The organism is Microbacterium sp. CFSPD4_SD4, from assembly GCF_057364585.1.
Genome location: NZ_JBNFOC010000004.1, coordinates 50,680 through 70,792, shown reverse-complemented (window position 1 = coordinate 70,792; position 20,113 = coordinate 50,680). Strand labels below are relative to the sequence as shown.

Below are 20,113 nucleotides of genomic sequence, written 5' to 3'. Positions count from 1 at the left end.
CCTTCGCGAAGGAGCCCTCTCATGTCCGCACCCGGCCTGTTCTCCGACACCGCACTGACGGCTCCGCGCCTGCGCACCGAGGTCCCAGGGCCGCGGAGCCGGGCGCTCCACGAGCGCCGGCAACGGGTCGTCCCCCGCGGCGTCGGCAGCGTGCTTCCCGTCTACATCGAGCACGCCGACGGCCCCTGGGTCACCGACGTCGACGGCAACCGCTTCCTCGACCTCGGCAGCGGCATCGGCGTGACGACGATCGGCCACACCAACCTCGCCGCCGTCACCGCCGCGGCCGAGCAGCTCGATCGGGTCACGCACACGCTCTTCACCGTCACCCCGTACGAGGGCTATGTGCGCCTCGCGGAGCTGCTCGCGGAGAAGGTGCCCGGCACCCACGAGACCCGCACGGCCTTCGCGAACTCCGGCGCCGAAGCGGTCGAGAACGCGGTGAAGATCGCCCGGAGACACACGGGACGGCGCGCTGTCGCCGCCCTCGACCACGCGTTCCACGGGCGCACCAACCTCGCGCTCGCCATGAACCACAAGGCGGCGCCGTACGGAACCGGGTTCGGCCCGTTCGCTCCCGACATCCACCGTGTCCCCAATTCCTATCACTACCGGGACGGCCTCGACGGGACGGAGGCCGCGGCGCGCACGATCGCCCATCTGGAGCAGCGCATCGGCGTCCACGACCTCGCCGCCGTCATCGCCGAGCCCGTCCAGGGCGAGGGCGGCTTCGTCGTCCCTGCCGCGGGCTACCTGCCGACCCTGCAGGAGTGGTGCACGCGGAACGGCGTGGTGTTCATCGCCGACGAGATCCAGACGGGCCTCGGGCGCACCGGGACATGGTTCGCGAGCACGCACTTCGACCTCGTTCCGGACCTCGTGCTCACGGCGAAGGGCATCGCCGGCGGGCTGCCCCTGGCCGGGGTGACCGGTCGCGCCGAGATCATGGACGCACCCGACCCGGGCGGCCTCGGCGGCACTTTCGGCGGAAACCCGGTCTCGATCGCCGCCGCCCTCGCGGTGTTCGACGAGCTGGAGCACGGGACCTTCTTCGCGGACGCCCGGCGGATCGGCGCGCATCTGTCCGCGCGGCTCGAGGGCCTGCGCTCCCGTCACGCCGTCGTCGGGGACGTCCGCGGGATCGGTGCCATGCAGGCCTTCGAGCTGAGCACCCCTGGCACGACGCGACCGCTGGCCGGGGCCGCCTCCATGGTCGCGGAGTTCGCCGCCCAGCGCGGCATCCTGCTGCTCACCGCGGGCAGCGACGGCAACGTGATCCGCTTCCTGCCGACGCTCACGACGACGGACGAGCAGCTCGACGTCGCGGTGGACGTCATCGACGAGGCCCTCAGCGCGCTCCGCTGAGCACTCGCAGGCACAGCGCCTCGCCGCTCCAGCGCACACGGGCGAGGTCGTGCACGATCAGGTCGGGGTGGGCCGCCGCAGAGCCGGCGCCCACTCCGACCACGAGCCCCGCGCCGGCCGCCCGCGCCGCACGGATCCCCGGTGCCGAGTCCTCGAAGACCACGCAGTCCCGCGGGTCCCGCCCGAGCAGACGCGCGGCGCGGAGGTAGGGGTCGGGAGCGGGCTTGCCGCGGTCCACGTCTTCGGCGGCCACGAGCAGGGCGGGTGCCGGGATGCCCGCACCCCGCATCCGCGCGGTCGCGACCGCCCTGTTGCTGCTCGTCGCAACCGCCCAGAGCTCGGACGGCAGCGCAGCGAGCAGGGCAGCGGCCCCCGGGATCCCGGTGGTCGCCGGGGCGACGGCGAGCTCTCGCGCGAGGAGATCGACGGTCGCCTCGGCGGCCCGCTCCGGCCCGACGATCGCCGCGACCACCTCACTCGGTCGCATGCCGTGCGGGGCGTCTCGGAGGAAGTCGAATCCCGGGGCGTACCGGCGGGCCCAGGCATCCCACACGATCGCCGCCGAGGGGACCGAATCCACCAGCACGCCATCACAGTCGAACAGGACCCCCGCGGCGTGCACGATCACTTCGGAGCCCTGAACCTCCTGTGCTATTTTTGGCATAGGTCGAATCTATCCGAGGAGAGTGCATGTCCGCGTCCCGCACGCCCCGCACGGCCGTCGCCGTTCGCCACGTCCCCTTCGAAGACCTCGGGATCCTCGCTCCTCTGCTGGCGGAGCGCGGTTACGAGACCACCCTCCTCGATGCCGGCATCGACGAACTCGACGCAGACGCCGTCGCCGGAGCCGACCTGCTCATCGTCCTCGGCGGTCCGATCGGGGTGTACGACGACGATCGCTACCCGTTCCTGCGCTCCTCGAAGGCCGCCGTCGCGGCGCGACTCGACAGCGGCGGCGCCACGCTCGGCGTCTGCCTCGGCGCGCAGCTCCTCGCCGAGTCCCTGGGCGCAGCGGTCCGGCCGACCGGTGCGGTCGAGATCGGCTTCGGTCCGCTCACGCTGACGCCCGAGGGCCGGGAGTCGGTCCTGGCCCCGCTCGACGGCGAGCCGGTGCTGCACTGGCATGGGGACGAGTTCGCGATCCCCGCCGGGGCGCAGTCCCTGGCGCACACGCCCGGCTTCCCGCATCAGGCCTTCGCGGTGGGGCGCACTCTCGGCCTTCAGTTCCACCTGGAAGCCGACCACCGCACGATCGAGCGCTGGCTCATCGGCCACGCCCACGAACTGCATCACAACGGCATCGACCCGCGGGTGATCCGGGAGCAGGCACGCGCCCTCGGCCCCCGGCTCGAGACGCTCGCCACCCGCGTCCTCACCGACTGGCTGGATGCGGTCGAGGCCTAGCGAGCCGGCCGGGGCAGCGGAAGAGGCCGGACCCCCAGCGAATCCGGCCTCTGCTCCCCTCGACCTCAGGCGGCGCGACGCAGCGGCACCGTCGGGAAGTCGATCGGCACGTCGAGCGCGATGTTCACGTAGTTCGTGAAGAGGTTCAGCGCGACCTGGCCGATGGTCTCGACGATCTGCTCGTCGTTCCAGCCGTGCGCGCGGAGGGCGTCGACATCGGCCGAGGTCACCTGGCCGCGCTCGTCGACGAGCTTGAGCGCGAAGGCCAGCAGCGCCGCGGTGCGCGGGTCGTCGGAGGTGCCTTCCTGCGCCTCGGCGAGGACCTCGGTCGAGAGGCCGGCCTTCTTGCCGAGCGCGGTGTGCGCGGCGAGGCAGTAGCCGCACGAGTTGCGGTTCGCGACGGCGACGGCGATCTGCTCACCCAGGGCCGCACCGAGCGTGCCCCCACCGTAGGCGCCGAACGCGCTCCACATGCTGGTCAGGGCCGCAGGCGAGTTCGCGACCGCGCGGAACATGGCGGGGACGGCGCCGAAGGCGGAGCCGATCTGCTCAAGCTGGTCCTTGACGGGGCCGGTGGCGGCCTCACGGTCGACGAGAGGGACGTTGGGCATGGGATGCTCCTTTGTTTCGAGACGAGCCGGGTTCGGCTTCCCCTTCAGTCTTCCGCGGCAGTGAGTACGATACGTATCATTTGATCTTGCATTCATGACACATCGTCCAGAAGAATGGAGGAATGCCGCCGCTCGACCGCCTCACCCCGTTGCTCGACCGCTTCCGAGTGCGCAGTCGCCTGTTCCACACCGGACCGCTCTGCGGCACCACGGTCTTCGCGGCGAGCGCCGGCCACGGCTTCCTCCACGTGCTGCGGCGCGGCGAGATGGAGGTGACGCATCAGCGCCCGGACGGACGCATCGAGCGCGAGACCATCACCCGCCCGAGCCTGTTGTTCTTCCCCCGCCCGATCGATCACACCTTCCTCAACGCCCCGACCGAGGAGTCCGACTTCGCCTGCGCCACGATCGACTTCGACGGCGGGGCCACCCACCCGCTCGTGCGCACCCTCCCCTCCGTGATCGTCCTGCCGCTCGACGAGGTGTCCACCCTCGCGCCTGCGCTCGACCTCCTCTTCGCCGAGGTCGACAACGTGCGCTGCGGTCGTCCCCTGCTCGCCGACCGGATGTTCGAGGTCGTGCTCATCCAGCTCCTCCGCTGGATGCTCGACCACTCCGGCGAGCTGGCGCTTCCCCCGGGACTGCTGCCCGGACTCTCGGACGAGCGTCTGGCACCCGCGCTCGTGGCGATGCACGAAGCACCCGGCGAGCCCTGGAACCTCGACACGCTCGCGCGCACCGCGGCCATGTCGCGCAGCGCCTTCGCGGCGCGCTTCAAGGAGGTCGTCGGTCGCGCGCCGGGCGACTACCTGACGGAGTGGCGCCTCACGATCGCTCAGGAGCAGCTGCGCGCCGGCATGTCGGTGAGCGCTGTCGCCGCCGACCTCGGCTACGCGAGCGCCTCTGCCTTCTCCCGGGCGTTCACCCAGCGTCTCGGCCGCTCCCCCCGCGCCTGGCTCGGCCTCGCCGCCTGAAGTCAGCCGCCGGCCGACATCACCGCTGCGACTCCCGTCACGATCCGGTCGAGATCGCCGGCCGTGAGCGAAGGGTACACGGGGAGGGAGAGCACCTCCTGCGCCGCGCGTTCGGTCTCCGGCAACTCATCGGTCGGAGCGAAGCGCGCCAGCGAGGGCAGCCGATGGTTCGGGATCGGGTAGTAGACGCCGGAACCCACCTCGTGCTCGTCGCGGAGAGCGTCGCGTACCCGGTCGCGCTCCCCCGCGGCGATCCGCACCGTGTACTGGTGGTAGACGTGCTCGGCGCCCTCCGCGACCGCAGGCACCGTGAGCCCGTCGATGCCGGCGAGCGCGGCGTCGAGGAACGCGGCGTTCCCCTGTCGCTGCCGCGTCCAGGCGCCGACCCGTCCCAGCTGCACCCGACCGACCGCGGCATGCACCTCGCTCATCCGGTTGTTGTAGCCGACGACCTCGTTCGCGTACTGCGTCTCCATGCCCTGGTTGCGGAGCAGACGGATACGTCGCGCCACCTGCTCGTCCGCACAGGACACCATGCCGCCCTCGATCGCCGTCATGTTCTTCGTCGGATAGAGGCTGAACATGCCGAACGTGCCGATGGTCCCCGCCGGCCTCCCCCGCCACGCCGCGCCGTGGGCCTGCGCGGCATCTTCGTAGATGGCGAGACCGTGGTCGCGCGCGACCTCCTCGATACCGTCCACGAGGAACGGGTGCCCGTACAGATGCACGGGCATGATGCCCTTCGTGCGGGCGGTGACCGCGGCACGGACCCGGGTCGGATCCAGCGTGAAGTGCGCCGGTTCGATGTCGACGAACACCGGCGTCGCTCCGGCCAGCACCACGGAGTTCGCGACCGCCGCGAAGGTGAAGGACGGCACGATCACCTCGTCGCCCGGCCCCACACCGGAGGCGAGCAGCCCCAGGAGCTGCCCGCTCGTCCCGGAGTTGACCGCGACGGTGGTGCGACCGTCCACGAACCGGGTCGCGAACTCGCGCTCGAACGCCGCCACCTCGGGGCCCTGCGCGAGCATCCCGCTGCGGAGCACCCGTTCGACGGCTGCCACCTCGTCGTCGCCGATGAGCGGCGCGGCGGCCGGGATGAAGTCCTTCTGCATGGAGATGCCCTTCGTCGGGAACGGCTCGTCGAGAGCCGGATCGGAGGTGGAGGCAGGAATCGAACCTGCGTACACGGTCTTGCGGACCGCGACCTGGCCACTCGGTCACTCCACCGGGTCAGGTGTCCTCACGCGCCCGGCGGCGAGTACCCCTGCAGGAACCTGCCGAAGCGCTGCACGGCGTCGACGAGGACGTCGGTCTCGGGCAGGAAGGCGACGCGCACGTGGTCGGAGTCCGCGCCGTTGAAGGCCCGCCCGTGCACCAGGAGGATGCGCTCCGCATCGAGGAGGTCGAGCACCAGGCGCTCGTCATCCTGGATGCCGTAGACCTCCGGATCGAGCCGCGGGAAGAGGTAGAGCCCGCCACCGGCCTCCTGCACCGCGACACCGGGGATCTCCCGCAGCGCCGCCGTCGCCGCGTCGCGCTGCAGCGTCAGACGCCCCTCCTCCGCGACGAGGGCGTCGAGCGACGTGTCGTGCTCCAGCGCTGCCGTGATCGCATGCTGAGCCGGTACGGACGCGCACATCCGCATCGAGGCGAGCAGCCGCACTCCCGAGAGGAAGGCGTCGTCTGCGGCGAACCCTGTCGTGAGCGCCCAGGCCGCCCGATATCCGGCGACGCGGTGCGTCTTCGACAGTCCGGCGAAGGTCACACACGGCACGTCGGGCGCGACCTGCGCCGTGGAGAGGTGCGTGAAGCCCGGGTACACGACGCGGTCGTAGATCTCGTCCGAGAGCAGGAGCAGTCCGTGACGACGGGCGAGGTCGGCGATGCCCTCCAGCGTCGCGCGGTCGTACACCGCCCCGGTCGGGTTGTTCGGGTTGATGATGACGATGGCCACCGTGCGCGGTCCGATCGCCGCAGCCATGGCCTCGAGGTCGGGACGCCAGCCGGCTTCCTCGACGCAGGGGTAGTGGACCGGCTCTCCTCCGGCGAGGACGGTCGACGCCGTCCACAGCGGATAGTCGGGGCTCGGGATGAGCACCTCGTCCCCCGGTTCCAGGAGCGCCTGCAGGGTGAGGCCCACGAGCTCGGACACCCCGTTGCCGACGGTCACCGCATCGATCCCCAGGGCCGGGAATCCGGGACGGCGCGCGTAGTGCGCGCGAATCGCCTCGCGCGTCTCCGGCAGACCAGGGGACTCGGAGTAGCCGTGGGCACGGGGAAGCGCCGCTCGCAGCGCCTCCACGATGACCGGCGGCGCCTCGAAGCCGAACGGGGCGGGATTGCCGATGTTCAGGCGGAGGATCTGCTCGCCACGGGCCTCCAGCTCTGCGGCCCGCTCCGCCACCGGACCGCGCAGGTCGTAGAGCACGCCGTCCAGTCGCGACGACCGCCCGACCCGGAAGACACCCGCCGTCTCGCCCTGCATCACGCGCCCTCCTCGGTCGAGGCCGGTCCGGCGGCTGCGGCGACATCGTCGGCGAGGCGGCGCAGCTCCGCGTCGTCGAGATCGTGCACGGTCACCCGCACGTGGCGCCCCCCGGCGGATTCGTCCTCCAGGGTGAACTCGGAACCCGGACGGACGAGCCAGCCACGGCGCGCCAGCCGATCCGCGACCACGCCGGCGTCGTCGCGGACGTCGACCCACACGTTCAGGCCGCTCTCCCCGGAGGCTTCCACCCCGCGGGCGGCGAGGAGCGCCACGAAGGACCGGTTGCGGGCCACGTAGCGGGCGCCCGCCGTCGCGATGAGCCGATGGACCTCCTCGTCACGGAGCATGGCCGCGGCGAGCTGCTGCATGACATGGCTCACCCACATCGTCCCGGGGCTGAGCCGGAGGGCGAGCCGCTCCGCCGTGACCGGGTCCGAGGCCGTCACCGCCAGGCGCATGTCCGGCCCGAGGAACTTCGACACCGACCGCACGAGGGCCCAGCGTTCGTGCGCCGGGCCGATGATGCTCGCGTAGGGCGTGGGGGCGAGCAGGGAGAAGTGGTCGTCCTCGATCACGAGGACATGCGGATGGGGCGCGAGCACCTCCTGCAGTTCCGCAGCGCGGGCGGCGCTGGTGCTGACCCCGGTGGGGTTGTGCGCACGGGGCGTGCAGACGATCGCGCGCACGCCGGCCTCCAGGGCCTCGCGCACTCCCTCCACGGTCAGCCCCTCCTCGTCGACCGGGATGGCGACGGGCGTGTACCCGGCCAGCCGCGCGGTCTGGATGCTGGAGAGGAAGCAGGGGTCTTCGAGGCCCACCCGGTCGCCGTGCACGAGCGTCTGGGCGAGCAGCCGCTCCACCGCGTCGACGGCGCCCGCGGTGACCGAGAGCCGGAAGGGGCGCGGCTGGTCCTCTGCGATCCAGCGCGTCGCCCACTCGGCGAGTTCGGCGTCGATCACCGACTCGCCGTAGAGGACGGATCGGGGATGCACCGTCGCGAGGCCGCGGCGAGATCGGGCAGCAGGGCCGCCTGGGGGTTCCCACTGGCGATGTCACGCAGGGCCGTTCCGGGCGTGAAGCCCTCATCCGGCGTGGCAGCCGGTCCGAGCACCGTCGTGCCGGTGCGCCCGCCGGTGGTCGCAATGCGCGCCGTCACGAGGGAGCGATAGGCCGCGAGCACGGTGTTGCGATTGACGCCGAGGCGCTGTGCGAGGGTGCGGACAGGCGGGAGGCGGTCGCCGGCGACGAGGGCTCCCCGTTCGACGAGGTCGCGCACGCTCTCGGAGATCTCGGCGGCGGTGACACCGCTGATCGCATCGGTCTCGCCGTCTCTGCTCTCCGCCGTGCCCATGACTCGACGGTAGGGGAGATTTTGACCTATGTCAAAACCACCCCCACCGATCAGGGACGGTCGCCGACCTCCACGCCGTCCTCGATCTCCTCCGGCTCCAGATCGGTCACGTCGACCTCCGGGGCGTCGCCTTCTCCGTTGTTGGCGGTCGGGGGCTCCCCCTGGAACCCGGTCGTCTCGTCCTGGCGCGGATCGGTCATGCTGCCTCCTCGGTCGATGGGGTTCCATGATCTCCGTACCGTCGGACGGCGGCGAGCGCCTTGACAACGCCGGCTCCTCCCGCTCCCTGCGCACGCAGGCGGGGTCCAGGGAAGGGCGATACCGTGCAGAGGCGATGTCCGCTCCGACGGACCCGCTCTCCGCACGATCACCGCGATCCCCCGACAGAGGACACGATGACCCCCGGCACTCTGCCCCTCGCCGCTTCCGCCCCCGGCTACGACGGATTCATCGGCTGGGTGCTCAGCCTGATAGAGACCCTCGGCGAGGTCGGCGTCGGCCTCGCGGTACTCATCGAGACATTCGTCCCCCCGATCCCATCCGAGGCGATCCTGCCCGCGGCAGGCTTCCTCGCCTACGACGGCCGGATGAACGCCTGGGGCGCCTGGGCCGCGGCCACCCTCGGAGGGCTCGTCGGCGCGTGGATCTGGTACGGACTCGGCGCGGCGGTCGGCCGGGACCGCACCCGACGCATCGTCGGACGCATCCCCCTCCTCGACCACGACGACTTCGACAAGGCGGAGGCGTTCTTCGCCCGCTGGGGCGGCGGCGCGGTGCTGTTCGGCCGCTGCGTGCCTCTCGTGCGCTCCTTCATCTCGATCCCCGCCGGCATCGAGCGCATGGCGCTGTGGAAGTTCACGCTGTACACCCTGGTCGGATCGGCCGTCTGGAACGGCATCTGGATCGGCCTCGGGTTCGCCTTCGGCCCCGCCATCCGGCCGATCCTCGAGCAGTGGAGCGGCGTGATCTCCGACGTGGTCGTCGGCCTGCTCATCCTGCTGCTCCTGGTGTTCATCGCGCTGCGCGTCCGCCGCCGCATGCGGGAGGCCGCGGCACGGCGCGCGGAGGACAACGGCCCGGCCTGAGCGGCGGCCACCCGATGTCGGCGGGCCGGGGCACGATGGAGGCATGACGGACGGCTACGACCCCGGGTTCCTCGGCATCCCGCTTCCGCTGCCCGTGCCTCCGATGGCGGTGCGCACCCTCCCCGCTCCCCGGTTCACGGTGCTGCTGGACCCGGAGCGGCGGCTCGCCGCGGTGACGGCCGTCACCATCGACGGCGCCCGCCTGCGAGATCTCCCCCGGACGGGTGAGTGGCGTCTTGACCCGCGAGTGCCCGCAGAGGAGCAGGCGGGTCCGGCGGTCTATGCGGGGAACGACCTCGACCGCGGGCATCTCGTGCGCCGCCGCGATCCGGGCTGGGGCGAGCGCTCCGACGCCCGCGCGGCCATGGAAGCCACCTTCACCTACCCCAACGCGGCTCCGCAGGCGGCCGTCTTCAACCAGTCGAAAGACCTCTGGCTCGGGCTGGAGGACCACGTGCTCGCGTATGCCGAGACGACCGCACAGCGCCTGTCCGTCTTCACCGCCCCGGTGCTCGCCGACACCGACCCGCCGTACCGCGGCATCCGCATCCCCCTCCGGTTCTGGAAGATCGCGGCCTGGAGCTCCGAGGGCCGACTCGCCGCCGCCGCGTTCCTCCTCGACCAGACAGAGCTCGTCGACACCAGGGAGGGTGTCCTCGCCGTCGCGTCGCTCGGAGCCTTCCGCACCTTCCAGGTGCCCGTCGCCGAGGTCACCACCCTCACCGGAGTCGACCTCGGCCCGCTGCCCGACGCCGACGTCCTCCCCCGACGCGGGATCCGCGAGACCGGATGGCGCCCGCTGCACACGGCCGACGACATCGTCGTGTGACAGCGGGCGCTCCGTATCACTCGCCGGCGCGCGCGACCTCCAGGGACGGGTAGTCGATGTACCCCTCGGCGGTCGAACCGTAGAACAGCTCGGGGCGCGGTTCGTTCAGCTCGGCCCCGGTCCGCCAGCGCTCCACGAGGTCGGGGTTGGCGATGACGGGACGCCCGGCCGCGACCGCGTCCGCCCAGTCCTCGGCCACCAGCTCCTCTGCCGCGGCACGGGTGGTCTCGACGCCGAAGCCGGTGTTGACGATCAGCGGTGCGCCCGCCGCCCGGCGGATGGCCTGGACGAGCTCTCCGGCGGGCTCGGCGTGCAGCACATCGACGAAGGCCAGCCCCAGAGGCGCGAGCCCTTCGGCGAGCGCGGTGTAGGTCGCGAGGACGTCGGCCGCGTCGTCCTCGATGACGCCCTGGATGCCGTGGGCCGGAGAGAGCCGGATGCCGGTCCGGTCGGCACCCACCGCGGCGGCGACCGCCGTGGTCACCTCGATCGCGAAGCGCGCGCGGTTCTCCGGCGAGCCGCCGTACCGGTCGTCGCGGACGTTGGACACGGGAGACAGGAACTCGTGGACGAGGTAGCCGTTGGCGCCGTGCACCTCGACGCCGTCGAAGCCGGCCGCGATCGCGTTCCGCGCGGCCTGGACGAACTGCTCGACGACCACCGGGATCTCGTCGAGGGTGAGGGCGTGCGCGACCGGCAGGTCGGCCTTGCCCTGGGGCGTCCGCGTCTGGCCGGGGGCGGCCAGGGCGCTCGGGGCGACGACGCGGGGCTCACCGGAGATCTCCGGGTGGCCCACCCGGCCGCCGTGCATGAGCTGCATGACGATGGTGCCGCCCTCGGCGTGCACGGCGTCGGTCACGCGTCGCCATCCGTCGATCTGGGCGGGGGTCACGATCCCCGGCTGCCCGGGGTACGACTTGCCCTCGAGGACGGGCCAGACGCCCTCGGAGATGATCAGCCCCTGCCCCGCGCGCTGACGGTAGTACTCCTCGATGATCGCGGTCGGCACGCCGTCGGCGTCCGCACGCGTGCGGGTGAGCGGCGCCATGACGACGCGGTTGGACAGGTGCAGCGAGCCGAAGTCGGCGGAGTCGTAGAGAGTCACAGAGGGACCAAGGACACGGCCGGCCGCTGTATTCCCGTGAATCGACCAGGTGTTCCGGTGTATCAACCGCCCAGATCGGCGACGAGGTTCGCGAAGTGGTCGAGGTCGGCGGCCGTCCAGCCGCGCAGTCGCTCGCCGATGCGCCCCTCATACCGGGAGCGGGCGAGAGCGACGCGCTCTTCGGCCAGCGGGGTCGCCACCAGCACCCGGGCGCGGCGGTCCTCGGGATCGGGGATGCTCTCGACGAGCCCGAGCTGCTCGAGCTGACGCACCTGCCGGCTCACGGCGGATTTGTCCGTCTGCAGGCGCTCGATGAGAGCCCCCGCCGAGGTCGCCCGTCCGGCGAGGATCGAGGTCAGCACCTGGTACCCGAGCGGCTGGAGGTCCGGATGCACGGTGGCGGCAGCCTCGCGCCACCCGACGCGGATGCGGGCGAACAGACGGCCGAGCTCGTGCTCGACGCGGGCGACCGCCTGGTCGAGATCGTCGAGGGGAGCGTCGTCGGCGGGATCGTCGGACGAGGCGCGCATATCGCCAGTGTACGGCGAAGCCCCGCGACCGCAGGCGGTCGCGGGGCCCGGTTCAGACCTCGGCGAGGAGCCGGAACACCTTGGACGCGGCGTCGATCTCGGCGGGCGTGAGCTCGTCGATCACGGCGCGGAGCCGGGTGCCGTACTCTCGCCGGACCTCGGTGAGAGCGGTGCACGCGGCGGGCGTCGCGGTGAGCACCCGGAGCCGGCCGTCACGCTCGTCCGGCACGGAGGCGATCAGCCCGAGGTCCTCCAGCATCCGCACCTGGCGACTGACGACGGACTTGTCCATCTCGAAGCGCTCGGCGAGCTCGTGCGCGCTGGCCGAGCCCGCCCGGTCGATGAACGTGAGCAGCTTGTACCCCGCCACCTGCAGCTCCGGGTGGACCCGGGACGCCGATTCCTTCCACAGCGACCGGGTCCGCGCGAAGATGAGGTTGAGATGCGCCTGGAGGTCGCTGAGGGCGGTGTCGACGTCGGGGGTGCCGACCGCCTCGGACGCGATCATGTCAGCGCTCCTGCTTCCGATCGTCGCGCTCGAGCACGCTCACCGACCCCGTGGTGGTCGCCGGTCCGGCCTGCCCGGTGCGGATCGTCCCCGTCGAGAGGTTGGCGCCGACCTCGGCCTCGGAGACCTCGATGACGGACTCCTCGGCCTGCTCGCGCAGCTGCTCCGCGGCGTTCTTGGTGGACAACGGCTTGTTCTTGATGAACGCGATCGCGATGATCGCGATCACGGCCAGCGGGATGGCGAGGATGAACGCGTCCGCGATGCCGTGCCCGTAGGCGCTCTCGACGATCGTGCGGATCGTGTCGGGCAGCTCGCCCACCTTCGGCACGTCTCCGGAGCCCAGGCGCTCCAGGGCGCTGATCTCGTCGGGCGTGGTCGGGACGAAGCCCTTCAGGCCGTCCTTCATGAAGTCGGCCACGCTGGTCGACAGCAGCGATCCCATGACGGTCACGCCGATGGTGCCGGCGATCGTGCGGAAGAAGTTGACGTTCGACGAGGCGGCACCCAGCTGCTGCGGCGCGGTGTCGTTCTGCACGATCAGGGTGAGGTTCTGCATGACCATGCCGAGGCCGGCGCCGAGGACGAACATGTACACGGCCACCAGGGTGAACGGGGTGTCGTAGCGCAGGGTGGCCATCAGGCTCACACCGATGGTGGCGAGGATGGAGCCGGTAACCATCCAGCCCTTCCACTTGCCGAAGCGGCTGACGAGCTGTCCGATGATGATCGACGCGCCCATCTGACCGATGATCATGGGGATGGTCATCAGGCCCGACTCGGTCGGCGTGGCGCCACGGGCCAGCTGGAAGTACTGCGCGAGGAAGACCGAGGTCGCGAACATCGAGACGCCGATCGCGATCGAGGCGATGACCGACAGCGTGAAGGTGCGGTTGCGGAACAGCGACATCGGGACGATGGGTTCCTTGACGAAGAACTCCACGGCGACGAAGGCGGCGATGGCGACGCCCGCGGTGACGGCGAGGGCGATGCTGGTCCCGGAGTCCCAGTCGAACTGGTTGCCGCCCATGGAGACCCAGATCAGCAGGGTCGAGACGCCCACGGCGAGCAGGACGATGCCGAAGTAGTCGATGGACACCTTGGTGCCGCGCTGCGGCTTGGGCAGGTGCAGGGTGAACTGCAGCAGGACGAGCGCGACGATCGCGAACGGGACGCCGACGAAGAAGTTGGCGCGCCAGCCCCAGGCGTCGGTGATGACGCCGCCGAGCAGCGGGCCGCCGATCGTGCCGAGGGCCATGATGCCGCCGACGACGCCCATGTACTTGCCGCGCTCGCGCGGGGAGATGATGAGGGCCACGGCGATCATGACGAGCGACATGAGGCCGCCGACGCCGATGCCCTGCACGACGCGGACCGCGATGAGCATGTTCGTGTCGGTCGAGAAGCCGGCGATGACCGTGCCGACCGTGAAGAGGATGAGCGAGATCTGGATGAGGACCTTGCGGTCGACGAGGTCGGCGAGCTTGCCCCAGATCGGCGTCGAGACGGCGGTGGCGAGAAGGCTCGCGGTGATGACCCAGGTGTACTGCGACTGGGTGCCGCCGAGGTCGGCGATGATGACGGGCATCGAGGTCGAGACGACCGTGCCGGAGAGCACGGCGACGAACATGCCGACGATGAGGCCGGAGATCGCGGTGAAGACCTCGCGGGCCGAGCGCGCGGTCTCGGAAGAGGATGAGGTGTGTGTCACGGGGGAATGCTCCTGCATAGAAAGTTGATCGAGATCAACCATACGCCGATAGTTGCGGTTTCGCAACTATCGGGCTGCTCGCTGCCGGAGCCCTCACGGTGTGGCGGACCCGACCCGCCCCGAGGGGGTGACAGCCGTGCACGACGGGCACGACGACCCGCCCCGGCTTCCGGGCCTCGATGCAGACGCGACGGGCGCGGGCATCGACGTCCTCCCCTTCCTCGCCCTCGTCCTCCTCCTCGGCGCCGCCGTGCTGTATTTCGTCGCGCTGCGGCGGACCCGCGACCGCAGTCCCTGGCCGCGGCCACGGACGGCCGCCTGGATGAGCGGTCTGCTGTGCACCGCGGTCGGCACCGTCGGACCGTTCGCCGCCCTGGCCCACAGCAGCTTCCCGGTGCATATGGCCGACCATGTCCTCGTGGGCATGCTGGCCCCGCTCCTCCTGGTGCTCGGGCGTCCGGTCTCCCTGGCCCTCCGCGCCCTTCCCGTCACCGAGGCCCGTGCGCTCTCCCGGGTGCTGCGCAGCGCCCCGATCCGGGTGCTCACGCATCCCGTGGTCGCAGGCACCCTCAACATCGGCGGGTTGTGGCTCCTCTACGCCACGCCGCTGTTCCCCCTCATGCACGCCTCACCGTGGCTGCATGCTGCCGTGCACCTGCACGTCCTGCTGACGGGGTATCTGTTCACCGCGAGCATCCTCGGCCTCGATCCCGATCCGCATCGAGCCTCCGTCACCGTACGGGCGTCCGTCCTCATCGTCTTCATCGCCGCGCACTCGATCCTCGCCAAGTGGCTGTGGGCACACCCTCCGGTGGGTGTCGACCCCGGGGACGCGCGGATCGGAGCGGAGCTGATGTTCTACGCGGGTGACGCCGTCGACGCACTGCTCATCGTGCTGCTGCTCCGGCAGTGGTACGTCGCGACACGACCGCGCGAGCCGGCTCAGCCGCAGAAGGAGGAGAGTCCGTCGTGGAGGCGCTCGATCGCCTCGACCGTCTCCGGGGCCTGAAGGTCGGTCATGCCGCCGAGCTGATCGGCGCCGGAGCGGATGAGGTCGCCGAGCTGCCCGTCCATTCCGTCCGCGACGCCGTCGAGGGTGGCGACGAGGTCGTCGCGCGCGGCATCGAGCTGCTCCGCGGACGCGTCGCCCTGGCTCAGCAGCTCCTGATACTGCGCGTACGCGTCGTCGATGGTCGCGCACGTCTCCGCGACCGGAACTCCGAACGCGTCTCCCGCGGCCTGGGTGACCTGCGCACACCCGGCGAGGAGACCGACGGCGAGCAGCAGAGGGACGAGAGCGATGCGGCGCATGACCCGAGAGTAGCCGCGCCACCTGGGGCGCGGCTGACCCTCGGGCGGTGCGGCGGTCAGCCGCCGGACGGGTTCTCGAGGGGCTTGCCCTCGTCGTCCGTCGTCTCGCGCTCGAGCACGTCGTCGGTGCTCTCACCGCTGTCGTCGGGAGCGCCGCCGGAGGCCGTGTCGGCTTCCTCGTCGGCGCCGGGGGTGCCCTGCGTGTTCTGGGGGTCGCTCATGCTCTCCTCCTCTGTTCGGTCCGACGACCATATGCGCGGCGGCGAGGAATGACGCAGGGGGTTGACCGCACGTATGGCGACGGCCACACTGCCCGCGCCGGGGCGTGTCACTCCGGTGTCCACAGTCGTTCGATCGGGACCGCCCGCCCGAGGATGCGCTCCGCCGCACGATGCCCGGAGAACAGGGCCGCCGGCACCGTGGCCGGATCGTCGGTCCACGTGGCCTCGCCCGCGAGGTGCAGCACGCCGCCGACCGGGGTGGCGAGGTCGTCGTGATCCGCGGTGGTCGACCCGACCGTCATGTACGCGTACGACCCGTGCGCGAACGGATCGTCCTGCCAGGCCGTGCGGCGCATCCCGATCGGATCGGGGATTCCGTCGCCGTAGAGCCGGCGGAGCTGCGCCATGATCGAGGCCTGCACCTCCGCATCGCTCCAGTCCCGCGTGGCTGCCGCGGCGGGCCCGGCGGCGAAGGTGAGCAGGAGCGGCTCGTCGTGCAGCGCGGTGAAGTCGTACCAGGAGTGCCACCATAGCGCCTCGGGGCCCTGCTGCCGGAGGGCGTACACCCCGTCCTCCCAGAACCGCGTCGGGAACCGCAGGAAGACCTTCTCGAAGGCGTTCATGCGCAGCCGCCCCAGCGCCTCGGCGTTCACCGGCGGCAGCGGAGGGACGATCTCCATGGTTCCGGCCTGCAGCACGCCGACGGGAACCGTGATGACGGTCGTGTCCCCGGAGAAGTCGCCGTGCGAGGTCCGCACCCAGACGCCGTCGTCGCTCCAGTCGACACGGGTGACGAGGTGCTCCAGCCGGATGTCGAGGCCTTCGGCCAGGCGCTCCGGGAGCACGCCGTACCCGTCGGGGAACACGACCTCGTCGCCCTCGATCGCGTCGTCGTCGAGGCCGTGCGCGGCGAGGTCCTCGATCCACGCCCCGTACTGCTCCTCGGCGCGATGCTCCAGGTACTCCCGCACCCGCTGCGTACGCTCGGCGCTCCATCCCTGGCGCGAGAGGGCCTCGTCCGTGACGTCGCGGTAGGAGGCCGTGGGGCGGGAGGCGGCGATGATGTCCGGGAGCACGGCGTCCACCGCGTGGACATCGGCGGCGAAGGCGCGCGTCTCCTCGGCGGAGAGCGGGCGCCCGTCGGGGCCGTGATAAGCGATCGGCCGGCTGTCCACCTGGAAACCGCCGACGGTGAACTCCACGGTCCGCATGCCGAAGGCCTCGGCAGCCGCCGCTACCGGGCTGCCGTCGACACCGTGGATCCACGAGGCGCCGAGATCGACGATGCCGTCGGTCCGATCCGTGTGCACCCGGCCGCCGATCCGGTCGCGCGCTTCGAGCACCACGACCGTCCGCCCGGCATCCTGCAGCAGCCGCGCCGCCGTCAATCCCGCCACGCCCGCGCCCACGATCACCGTGTCGACCTGCTCCATGCGCCCCTCCTCGCAGCCCCTCCGCGCGGAGCCGTGCCCCGACGATAGCCCAGCCCGGCACCCACCGACAGGGCCGCGGAGCCCGACGACCCGCTCGCGACGCCGGCTCAGGCGGCGTGCTGGATGAGTCCGAGCAGGGTGCCGTCCGGGTCGAAGAACTTCAGGAAGAGGGCGAAGCCGCCGTCGTCGAAGCTCACCACCTCGACGCCCTCTGCCGCGAACCGCTCGGCGAGCGCGTGGATCTCGGTCGTGCGCAGGAAGAAGAGCGGCCGCTCCTCCCCCGACACCGTGAGCTTCATCGGCGCGTGCCCCGGCGCCTCCCAGAGCATGAGATCCGGACCGCCTTCGGCGCGGAGCATGGCGCTCGACCCGTAGTAGCGCCACCCACCGACCACACGGCGGGCCGGATGACAACCCCCTTGGGTGCCGCACGCGGCACAGCGCACCCTGGGGCCATGAGCCACCACCCCGATGACATCAAGCAGCCCTTGGACCACCTGCCCCCGGCGGACGAGAGGGACAAGGCCGTCGAGATCGACGAGCCGCACTATCCGACGTCGGGCGCGCCGGCGGACAGCCCGGACGTGACGCCGGAGACCGCGGCCGAGCCGGACAAGCCGAACCGCCACGGCGTCGACAAGCTTCCGCCGACCTCGCGCTGACCGTTCCGCCCGTTCCTCAACTATTGTTGAGGTCTACGGAAGGGCGGCGGATGGAACCGGACGATCTCCTCCCGATCGGGGAGGTCACCCGACGCACGGGCGTCGCGCCCTCCGCGCTGCACTTCTACGAGCAGCTCGGCCTCATCGCGTCGACGCGCACGCCGGGTAATCAGCGACGCTATCGCCGCCACATGCTGCGACGGATCTCGATCATCGTGGTGGCCAAGCGCATCGGCATCCCGCTCAGCGAGGTCCAAGAGCTCTTCCAGACCCTGCCCGTCGACGCCCCGCCCTCGCACGGCGATTGGCGCCGCGTGGCCAAGCGCTGGCGCGCCGAGCTCGAGGAGCGGCGGACCCAGCTCGAGCATCTGCAGCGCGAGCTCGCGGGCTGCATCGGCTGCGGCTGCCTGTCCCTCAAGGCCTGCCGCCTGCTCAATCCGGAGGACGCCCTCGGCGAGAGCGGCCCCGGCCCCCGCCGCATCTGAGAACCGGGACGTCCGCCGCGACCGGATGGACGAAGGAGGGGTGGTACAAAGCCCGGATCGGTGAGAGCGTGGAGACATCCCCACCAGCGATCGGCATGGTTGCGCCTCTTGGCAACGGGTTCCTGTGGAGATGGAACGAAGGATCCATCGAATGGGCAAGTTCATCTATGAGGGCGGTCCGAAGATCGAGATCGAGGACCGCGCTCTCACACATATCCAGCTCGTCATGACGACGAAGCTCCGGCGCGGCGAACCGATGCCGTTCTCGTGGAAGGAAGACGCCTCCGTCGGGGGCGGCCGGACGACGGTCTGGGTGCATGCGCACTCGAACATCGTGTTCAAGTTCTTCGGCAGCAGGCCTCCGGCCATCAACCGGCGGTGGGTGGACGCGCTGGCGTTCACCGCGAACACGCCGAACGGCCTGTATCTGGTGCCGGAGCCGACGGAGACGAGCACCGCCTCCCGGCAGCTCGCGGATCTCGCCGTCTGACACCGGCTCCGCCGTAGAGGAGCGCACAGGCCCGAGCACTCAATCCTCGAGGTCGGTGTCCTCCTCCCCCTTCGCCTTCTCGGCCTTCTCCTGGGCCTTCTCCGCTTCCTTCTCGGCGCGCTCCTGAGCCTTCTCGGCCTTCTTCTGCGCGTCCTCCTCGGCCTTCCGCTGCTCGTCTGCGGCCTTCTGAGCTGCCTCCTGAGCCTTCTCCGCCTTCTTGTCGTCCGGCACGTCGGGCGCCGGTTCCGGAGCCGGGGCCTCGACCGGGGTCGCCGGCGTGTCCGCCTCTTCCGGCACGGTCGCGGGCACGACGACCGCCGGCGTGGGCGACGAGCGCGGGGTCGGTTCGGTGTCGACAGGGGTCACCACAGGGTTCGGGTTGAGCGCTCCGGCCGCCCAGAGCGTTCCGGCGACGGTGAGGGCGACCGCGACCGCCACGGCTCCGGTCAGGAGTCCGCGGCGTCGCCGCGCCCGCTGCACGCGAGGAGTCCGGGAGCGGAGCATCCCGCCCTCGGGAGACGGAGGAGCGGGCAGCACGAGGGTTCGTGTCGGAGCAGACGGACCGGCCGGCTCCCGCTCCGCGAGCGCTGCGGCGGCGATCGGAGCCGGAACCGGGGGCCGCGGCGGAATCGAGGGGTCGTGCGCAAGGGCGGACACCGCTGCGAAGACGCCGGCGGCGGTCGGCCGGTCCTCCGGATCCGTCGCTGTCATCCGCTGCAGCAGCGCGGACCACGCCGGGCCCACGGATTCCGGGATGACCGGCGCTTCGATCAAGCGGGCCAGGGTGGCACCGATCCCCTCCGCCTCGGCGAAGGCGCGCTCTCCGGTGAGCGCTTCGCGCAGGACCAGCCCCAGCGCGTAGATGTCGGCGGGCGGCGCGGGCGCGGCGCCGTTCAACTGCTCCGGCGCCAGGTATGCCGCGGTGCCGATCACGGTTCCGGGAGACGTCAGCCGGGCCGCGTCCACGAGCACCGAGATCCCGAAGTCGGCAAGCTTGGCACCCGACCGGCTCCCGGTGAGAGGGCGCCCGGTGAGCAGGACATTGGAGGGTTTGATGTCGCGGTGGACGATCCCTGCGCCGTGCACGACATGGAGGGCCTCCGCCAGATCGGCCGCGAGCGCCGCCACCTCGTCCGAGGGCAGCGGCCCCTGGGCGATCCGCTCGGCGAGTGTCGGCCCGTCGACGAACTCCATGACCAGGTACTCGGCCCGCCCCGGATGCAGCTGTGCGTCATACAGCGTGACCAGAGCCGGATGATTCAGGGAGGCGAGCACGGTCATCTCGCCGCGGGCGCGCTCGGAGGCGGCACCCTGCTCGGTCTCCGCGCGGAGCATCTTGATGGCGACCGTGCGCCCGAGGAGCGAGTCCTCCGCGCGGTACACGCGCGCCATCCCGCCCTGCCCGACGCACTCCCGGAGGTGGTAGCGACCATCGAGCAGCGCCTCCGTGGGAAGCGAGTCATCCGTCATCGTCGAATCCTCCTGCCACGGCGTCGGGAGCGGCGCGGCGAGACCCCACTGTAGAAGCAGGGCCGGGGGGCCGTCTC

25 protein-coding genes and 1 tRNA gene are annotated in these 20,113 nt (G+C 71.4%); 9 read left to right on the top strand and 17 right to left on the bottom strand.

The features are described from left to right. Nucleotides 1–21 precede the first annotated feature (21 nt). Nucleotides 22–1,365 (top strand): 4-aminobutyrate--2-oxoglutarate transaminase, encoded by a 1,344-nt coding sequence (gene gabT, locus AC2W7E_RS08250; protein WP_485988905.1) that lies wholly within the window; start codon nucleotides 22–24, stop codon nucleotides 1,363–1,365. On the opposite strand, the gene AC2W7E_RS08245 is transcribed toward gabT, so the two are convergent. Then, nucleotides 1,349–2,029: an HAD-IA family hydrolase gene (locus tag AC2W7E_RS08245; protein ID WP_485988904.1), complete on the bottom strand. Its 681-nt coding sequence runs from the start codon at nucleotides 2,027–2,029 to the stop codon at nucleotides 1,349–1,351. The two genes, gabT and AC2W7E_RS08245, sit on opposite strands and share 17 nt — an antisense overlap. Before the next feature lie 26 nt (nucleotides 2,030–2,055). Here AC2W7E_RS08245 and AC2W7E_RS08240 point away from each other — a divergent pair, with 26 nt between their 5' ends. After that, the gene (locus AC2W7E_RS08240) at nucleotides 2,056–2,769 is read left to right on the top strand and encodes a glutamine amidotransferase (RefSeq protein WP_338566718.1); all 714 of its coding nucleotides are present in this window, start codon (nucleotides 2,056–2,058) and stop codon (nucleotides 2,767–2,769) included. A 65-nt stretch (nucleotides 2,770–2,834) separates the two neighbouring features. Here the strand turns inward: AC2W7E_RS08240 and AC2W7E_RS08235 are convergent, their stop codons facing one another. Then, nucleotides 2,835–3,380 (bottom strand): carboxymuconolactone decarboxylase family protein, encoded by a 546-nt coding sequence (locus AC2W7E_RS08235; RefSeq protein ID WP_315107514.1) that lies wholly within the window; start codon nucleotides 3,378–3,380, stop codon nucleotides 2,835–2,837. Nucleotides 3,381–3,502: 122 nt separating this feature from the next. Between AC2W7E_RS08235 and AC2W7E_RS08230 the strand changes: the two genes are divergently transcribed. Then, nucleotides 3,503–4,354: an AraC family transcriptional regulator gene (locus tag AC2W7E_RS08230; protein WP_315107516.1), complete on the top strand. Its 852-nt coding sequence runs from the start codon at nucleotides 3,503–3,505 to the stop codon at nucleotides 4,352–4,354. Between the two features lie 2 nt (nucleotides 4,355–4,356). On the opposite strand, the gene AC2W7E_RS08225 is transcribed toward AC2W7E_RS08230, so the two are convergent. From AC2W7E_RS08225 to AC2W7E_RS08200, 6 genes are all read right to left on the bottom strand, one after another. Beyond that, nucleotides 4,357–5,469, bottom strand: a complete 1,113-nt coding sequence (locus AC2W7E_RS08225) for a DegT/DnrJ/EryC1/StrS family aminotransferase (RefSeq protein WP_485988903.1) — start codon at nucleotides 5,467–5,469, stop codon at nucleotides 4,357–4,359. Between the two features lie 44 nt (nucleotides 5,470–5,513). Next, a tRNA-Cys gene (locus tag AC2W7E_RS08220) sits at nucleotides 5,514–5,584 on the bottom strand. A gap of 13 nt (nucleotides 5,585–5,597) precedes the next feature. Beyond that, nucleotides 5,598–6,842, bottom strand: a complete 1,245-nt coding sequence (locus tag AC2W7E_RS08215) for an aminotransferase class I/II-fold pyridoxal phosphate-dependent enzyme (RefSeq protein WP_485988979.1) — start codon at nucleotides 6,840–6,842, stop codon at nucleotides 5,598–5,600. Then, complete coding sequence (locus tag AC2W7E_RS08210) at nucleotides 6,842–7,804, bottom strand: aminotransferase class I/II-fold pyridoxal phosphate-dependent enzyme (RefSeq protein ID WP_485988902.1); 963 nt, start codon at nucleotides 7,802–7,804, stop codon at nucleotides 6,842–6,844. Before AC2W7E_RS08210 ends, AC2W7E_RS08215 begins: the two co-directional genes overlap by 1 nt. Further along, nucleotides 7,801–8,196: a GntR family transcriptional regulator gene (locus tag AC2W7E_RS08205; RefSeq protein ID WP_485988901.1), complete on the bottom strand. Its 396-nt coding sequence runs from the start codon at nucleotides 8,194–8,196 to the stop codon at nucleotides 7,801–7,803. Before AC2W7E_RS08205 ends, AC2W7E_RS08210 begins: the two co-directional genes overlap by 4 nt. Nucleotides 8,197–8,246: 50 nt before the next feature. Continuing rightward, nucleotides 8,247–8,396: a hypothetical protein gene (locus AC2W7E_RS08200; protein WP_172400099.1), complete on the bottom strand. Its 150-nt coding sequence runs from the start codon at nucleotides 8,394–8,396 to the stop codon at nucleotides 8,247–8,249. 195 nt (nucleotides 8,397–8,591) lie between these two features. Here AC2W7E_RS08200 and AC2W7E_RS08195 point away from each other — a divergent pair, with 195 nt between their 5' ends. Both AC2W7E_RS08195 and AC2W7E_RS08190 read left to right on the top strand, forming a co-directional pair. Then, nucleotides 8,592–9,281, top strand: a complete 690-nt coding sequence (locus tag AC2W7E_RS08195; RefSeq protein ID WP_085605777.1) for a DedA family protein — start codon at nucleotides 8,592–8,594, stop codon at nucleotides 9,279–9,281. A 43-nt stretch (nucleotides 9,282–9,324) separates the two neighbouring features. Continuing rightward, nucleotides 9,325–10,110 (top strand): DNA/RNA non-specific endonuclease, encoded by a 786-nt coding sequence (locus AC2W7E_RS08190; protein WP_085605775.1) that lies wholly within the window; start codon nucleotides 9,325–9,327, stop codon nucleotides 10,108–10,110. A gap of 16 nt (nucleotides 10,111–10,126) precedes the next feature. Here the strand turns inward: AC2W7E_RS08190 and AC2W7E_RS08185 are convergent, their stop codons facing one another. The 4 genes from AC2W7E_RS08185 to AC2W7E_RS08170 all read right to left on the bottom strand — a co-directional run bounded on the left by AC2W7E_RS08185 (nucleotide 10,127) and on the right by AC2W7E_RS08170 (nucleotide 13,982). Next, nucleotides 10,127–11,215, bottom strand: a complete 1,089-nt coding sequence (locus AC2W7E_RS08185) for an alkene reductase (protein ID WP_485988900.1) — start codon at nucleotides 11,213–11,215, stop codon at nucleotides 10,127–10,129. A 62-nt stretch (nucleotides 11,216–11,277) separates the two neighbouring features. Next, nucleotides 11,278–11,745, bottom strand: coding sequence for a MarR family winged helix-turn-helix transcriptional regulator (locus AC2W7E_RS08180; RefSeq protein ID WP_025102533.1), 468 nt, complete (start codon nucleotides 11,743–11,745; stop codon nucleotides 11,278–11,280). Between the two features lie 52 nt (nucleotides 11,746–11,797). Beyond that, nucleotides 11,798–12,253, bottom strand: a complete 456-nt coding sequence (locus tag AC2W7E_RS08175; protein ID WP_025102534.1) for a MarR family winged helix-turn-helix transcriptional regulator — start codon at nucleotides 12,251–12,253, stop codon at nucleotides 11,798–11,800. A 1-nt stretch (nucleotide 12,254) separates the two neighbouring features. Continuing rightward, complete coding sequence (locus AC2W7E_RS08170) at nucleotides 12,255–13,982, bottom strand: MDR family MFS transporter (protein WP_060922712.1); 1,728 nt, start codon at nucleotides 13,980–13,982, stop codon at nucleotides 12,255–12,257. Between the two features lie 82 nt (nucleotides 13,983–14,064). Between AC2W7E_RS08170 and AC2W7E_RS08165 the strand changes: the two genes are divergently transcribed. Next, complete coding sequence (locus AC2W7E_RS08165; protein ID WP_374460432.1) at nucleotides 14,065–14,973, top strand: cytochrome c oxidase assembly protein; 909 nt, start codon at nucleotides 14,065–14,067, stop codon at nucleotides 14,971–14,973. On the opposite strand, the gene AC2W7E_RS08160 is transcribed toward AC2W7E_RS08165, so the two are convergent. The 4 genes from AC2W7E_RS08160 to AC2W7E_RS08145 form a co-directional block, all read right to left on the bottom strand. After that, nucleotides 14,907–15,275, bottom strand: a complete 369-nt coding sequence (locus AC2W7E_RS08160; RefSeq protein ID WP_025102538.1) for a hypothetical protein — start codon at nucleotides 15,273–15,275, stop codon at nucleotides 14,907–14,909. The two genes, AC2W7E_RS08165 and AC2W7E_RS08160, sit on opposite strands and share 67 nt — an antisense overlap. 56 nt (nucleotides 15,276–15,331) lie before the next feature. Next, nucleotides 15,332–15,496: a hypothetical protein gene (locus AC2W7E_RS08155; RefSeq protein WP_164498166.1), complete on the bottom strand. Its 165-nt coding sequence runs from the start codon at nucleotides 15,494–15,496 to the stop codon at nucleotides 15,332–15,334. A 107-nt stretch (nucleotides 15,497–15,603) separates the two neighbouring features. Next, nucleotides 15,604–16,929, bottom strand: a complete 1,326-nt coding sequence (locus AC2W7E_RS08150; RefSeq protein ID WP_485988899.1) for a flavin monoamine oxidase family protein — start codon at nucleotides 16,927–16,929, stop codon at nucleotides 15,604–15,606. Between the two features lie 107 nt (nucleotides 16,930–17,036). Then, nucleotides 17,037–17,288, bottom strand: coding sequence for a VOC family protein (locus AC2W7E_RS08145; RefSeq protein WP_085605767.1), 252 nt, complete (start codon nucleotides 17,286–17,288; stop codon nucleotides 17,037–17,039). Nucleotides 17,289–17,384: 96 nt separating this feature from the next. Between AC2W7E_RS08145 and AC2W7E_RS08140 the strand changes: the two genes are divergently transcribed. From AC2W7E_RS08140 to AC2W7E_RS08130, 3 genes are all read left to right on the top strand, one after another. Continuing rightward, nucleotides 17,385–17,591 carry a hypothetical protein gene (locus tag AC2W7E_RS08140; RefSeq protein WP_025102541.1) on the top strand — a complete coding sequence of 69 codons (207 nt, stop codon included), beginning with the start codon at nucleotides 17,385–17,387 and terminating at the stop codon, nucleotides 17,589–17,591. A 50-nt stretch (nucleotides 17,592–17,641) separates the two neighbouring features. Beyond that, a complete protein-coding gene (gene soxR / locus AC2W7E_RS08135; protein WP_025102542.1) occupies nucleotides 17,642–18,076 on the top strand; it encodes a redox-sensitive transcriptional activator SoxR in 435 nt (144 codons plus the stop codon). 151 nt (nucleotides 18,077–18,227) lie between these two features. After that, nucleotides 18,228–18,566, top strand: a complete 339-nt coding sequence (locus AC2W7E_RS08130) for a DUF7882 family protein (RefSeq protein ID WP_025102543.1) — start codon at nucleotides 18,228–18,230, stop codon at nucleotides 18,564–18,566. Between the two features lie 39 nt (nucleotides 18,567–18,605). Here AC2W7E_RS08130 and AC2W7E_RS08125 read toward each other — a convergent pair whose 3' ends face one another. Further along, nucleotides 18,606–20,036: a serine/threonine-protein kinase gene (locus AC2W7E_RS08125; RefSeq protein WP_485988898.1), complete on the bottom strand. Its 1,431-nt coding sequence runs from the start codon at nucleotides 20,034–20,036 to the stop codon at nucleotides 18,606–18,608. Nucleotides 20,037–20,113: the final 77 nt, after the last annotated feature.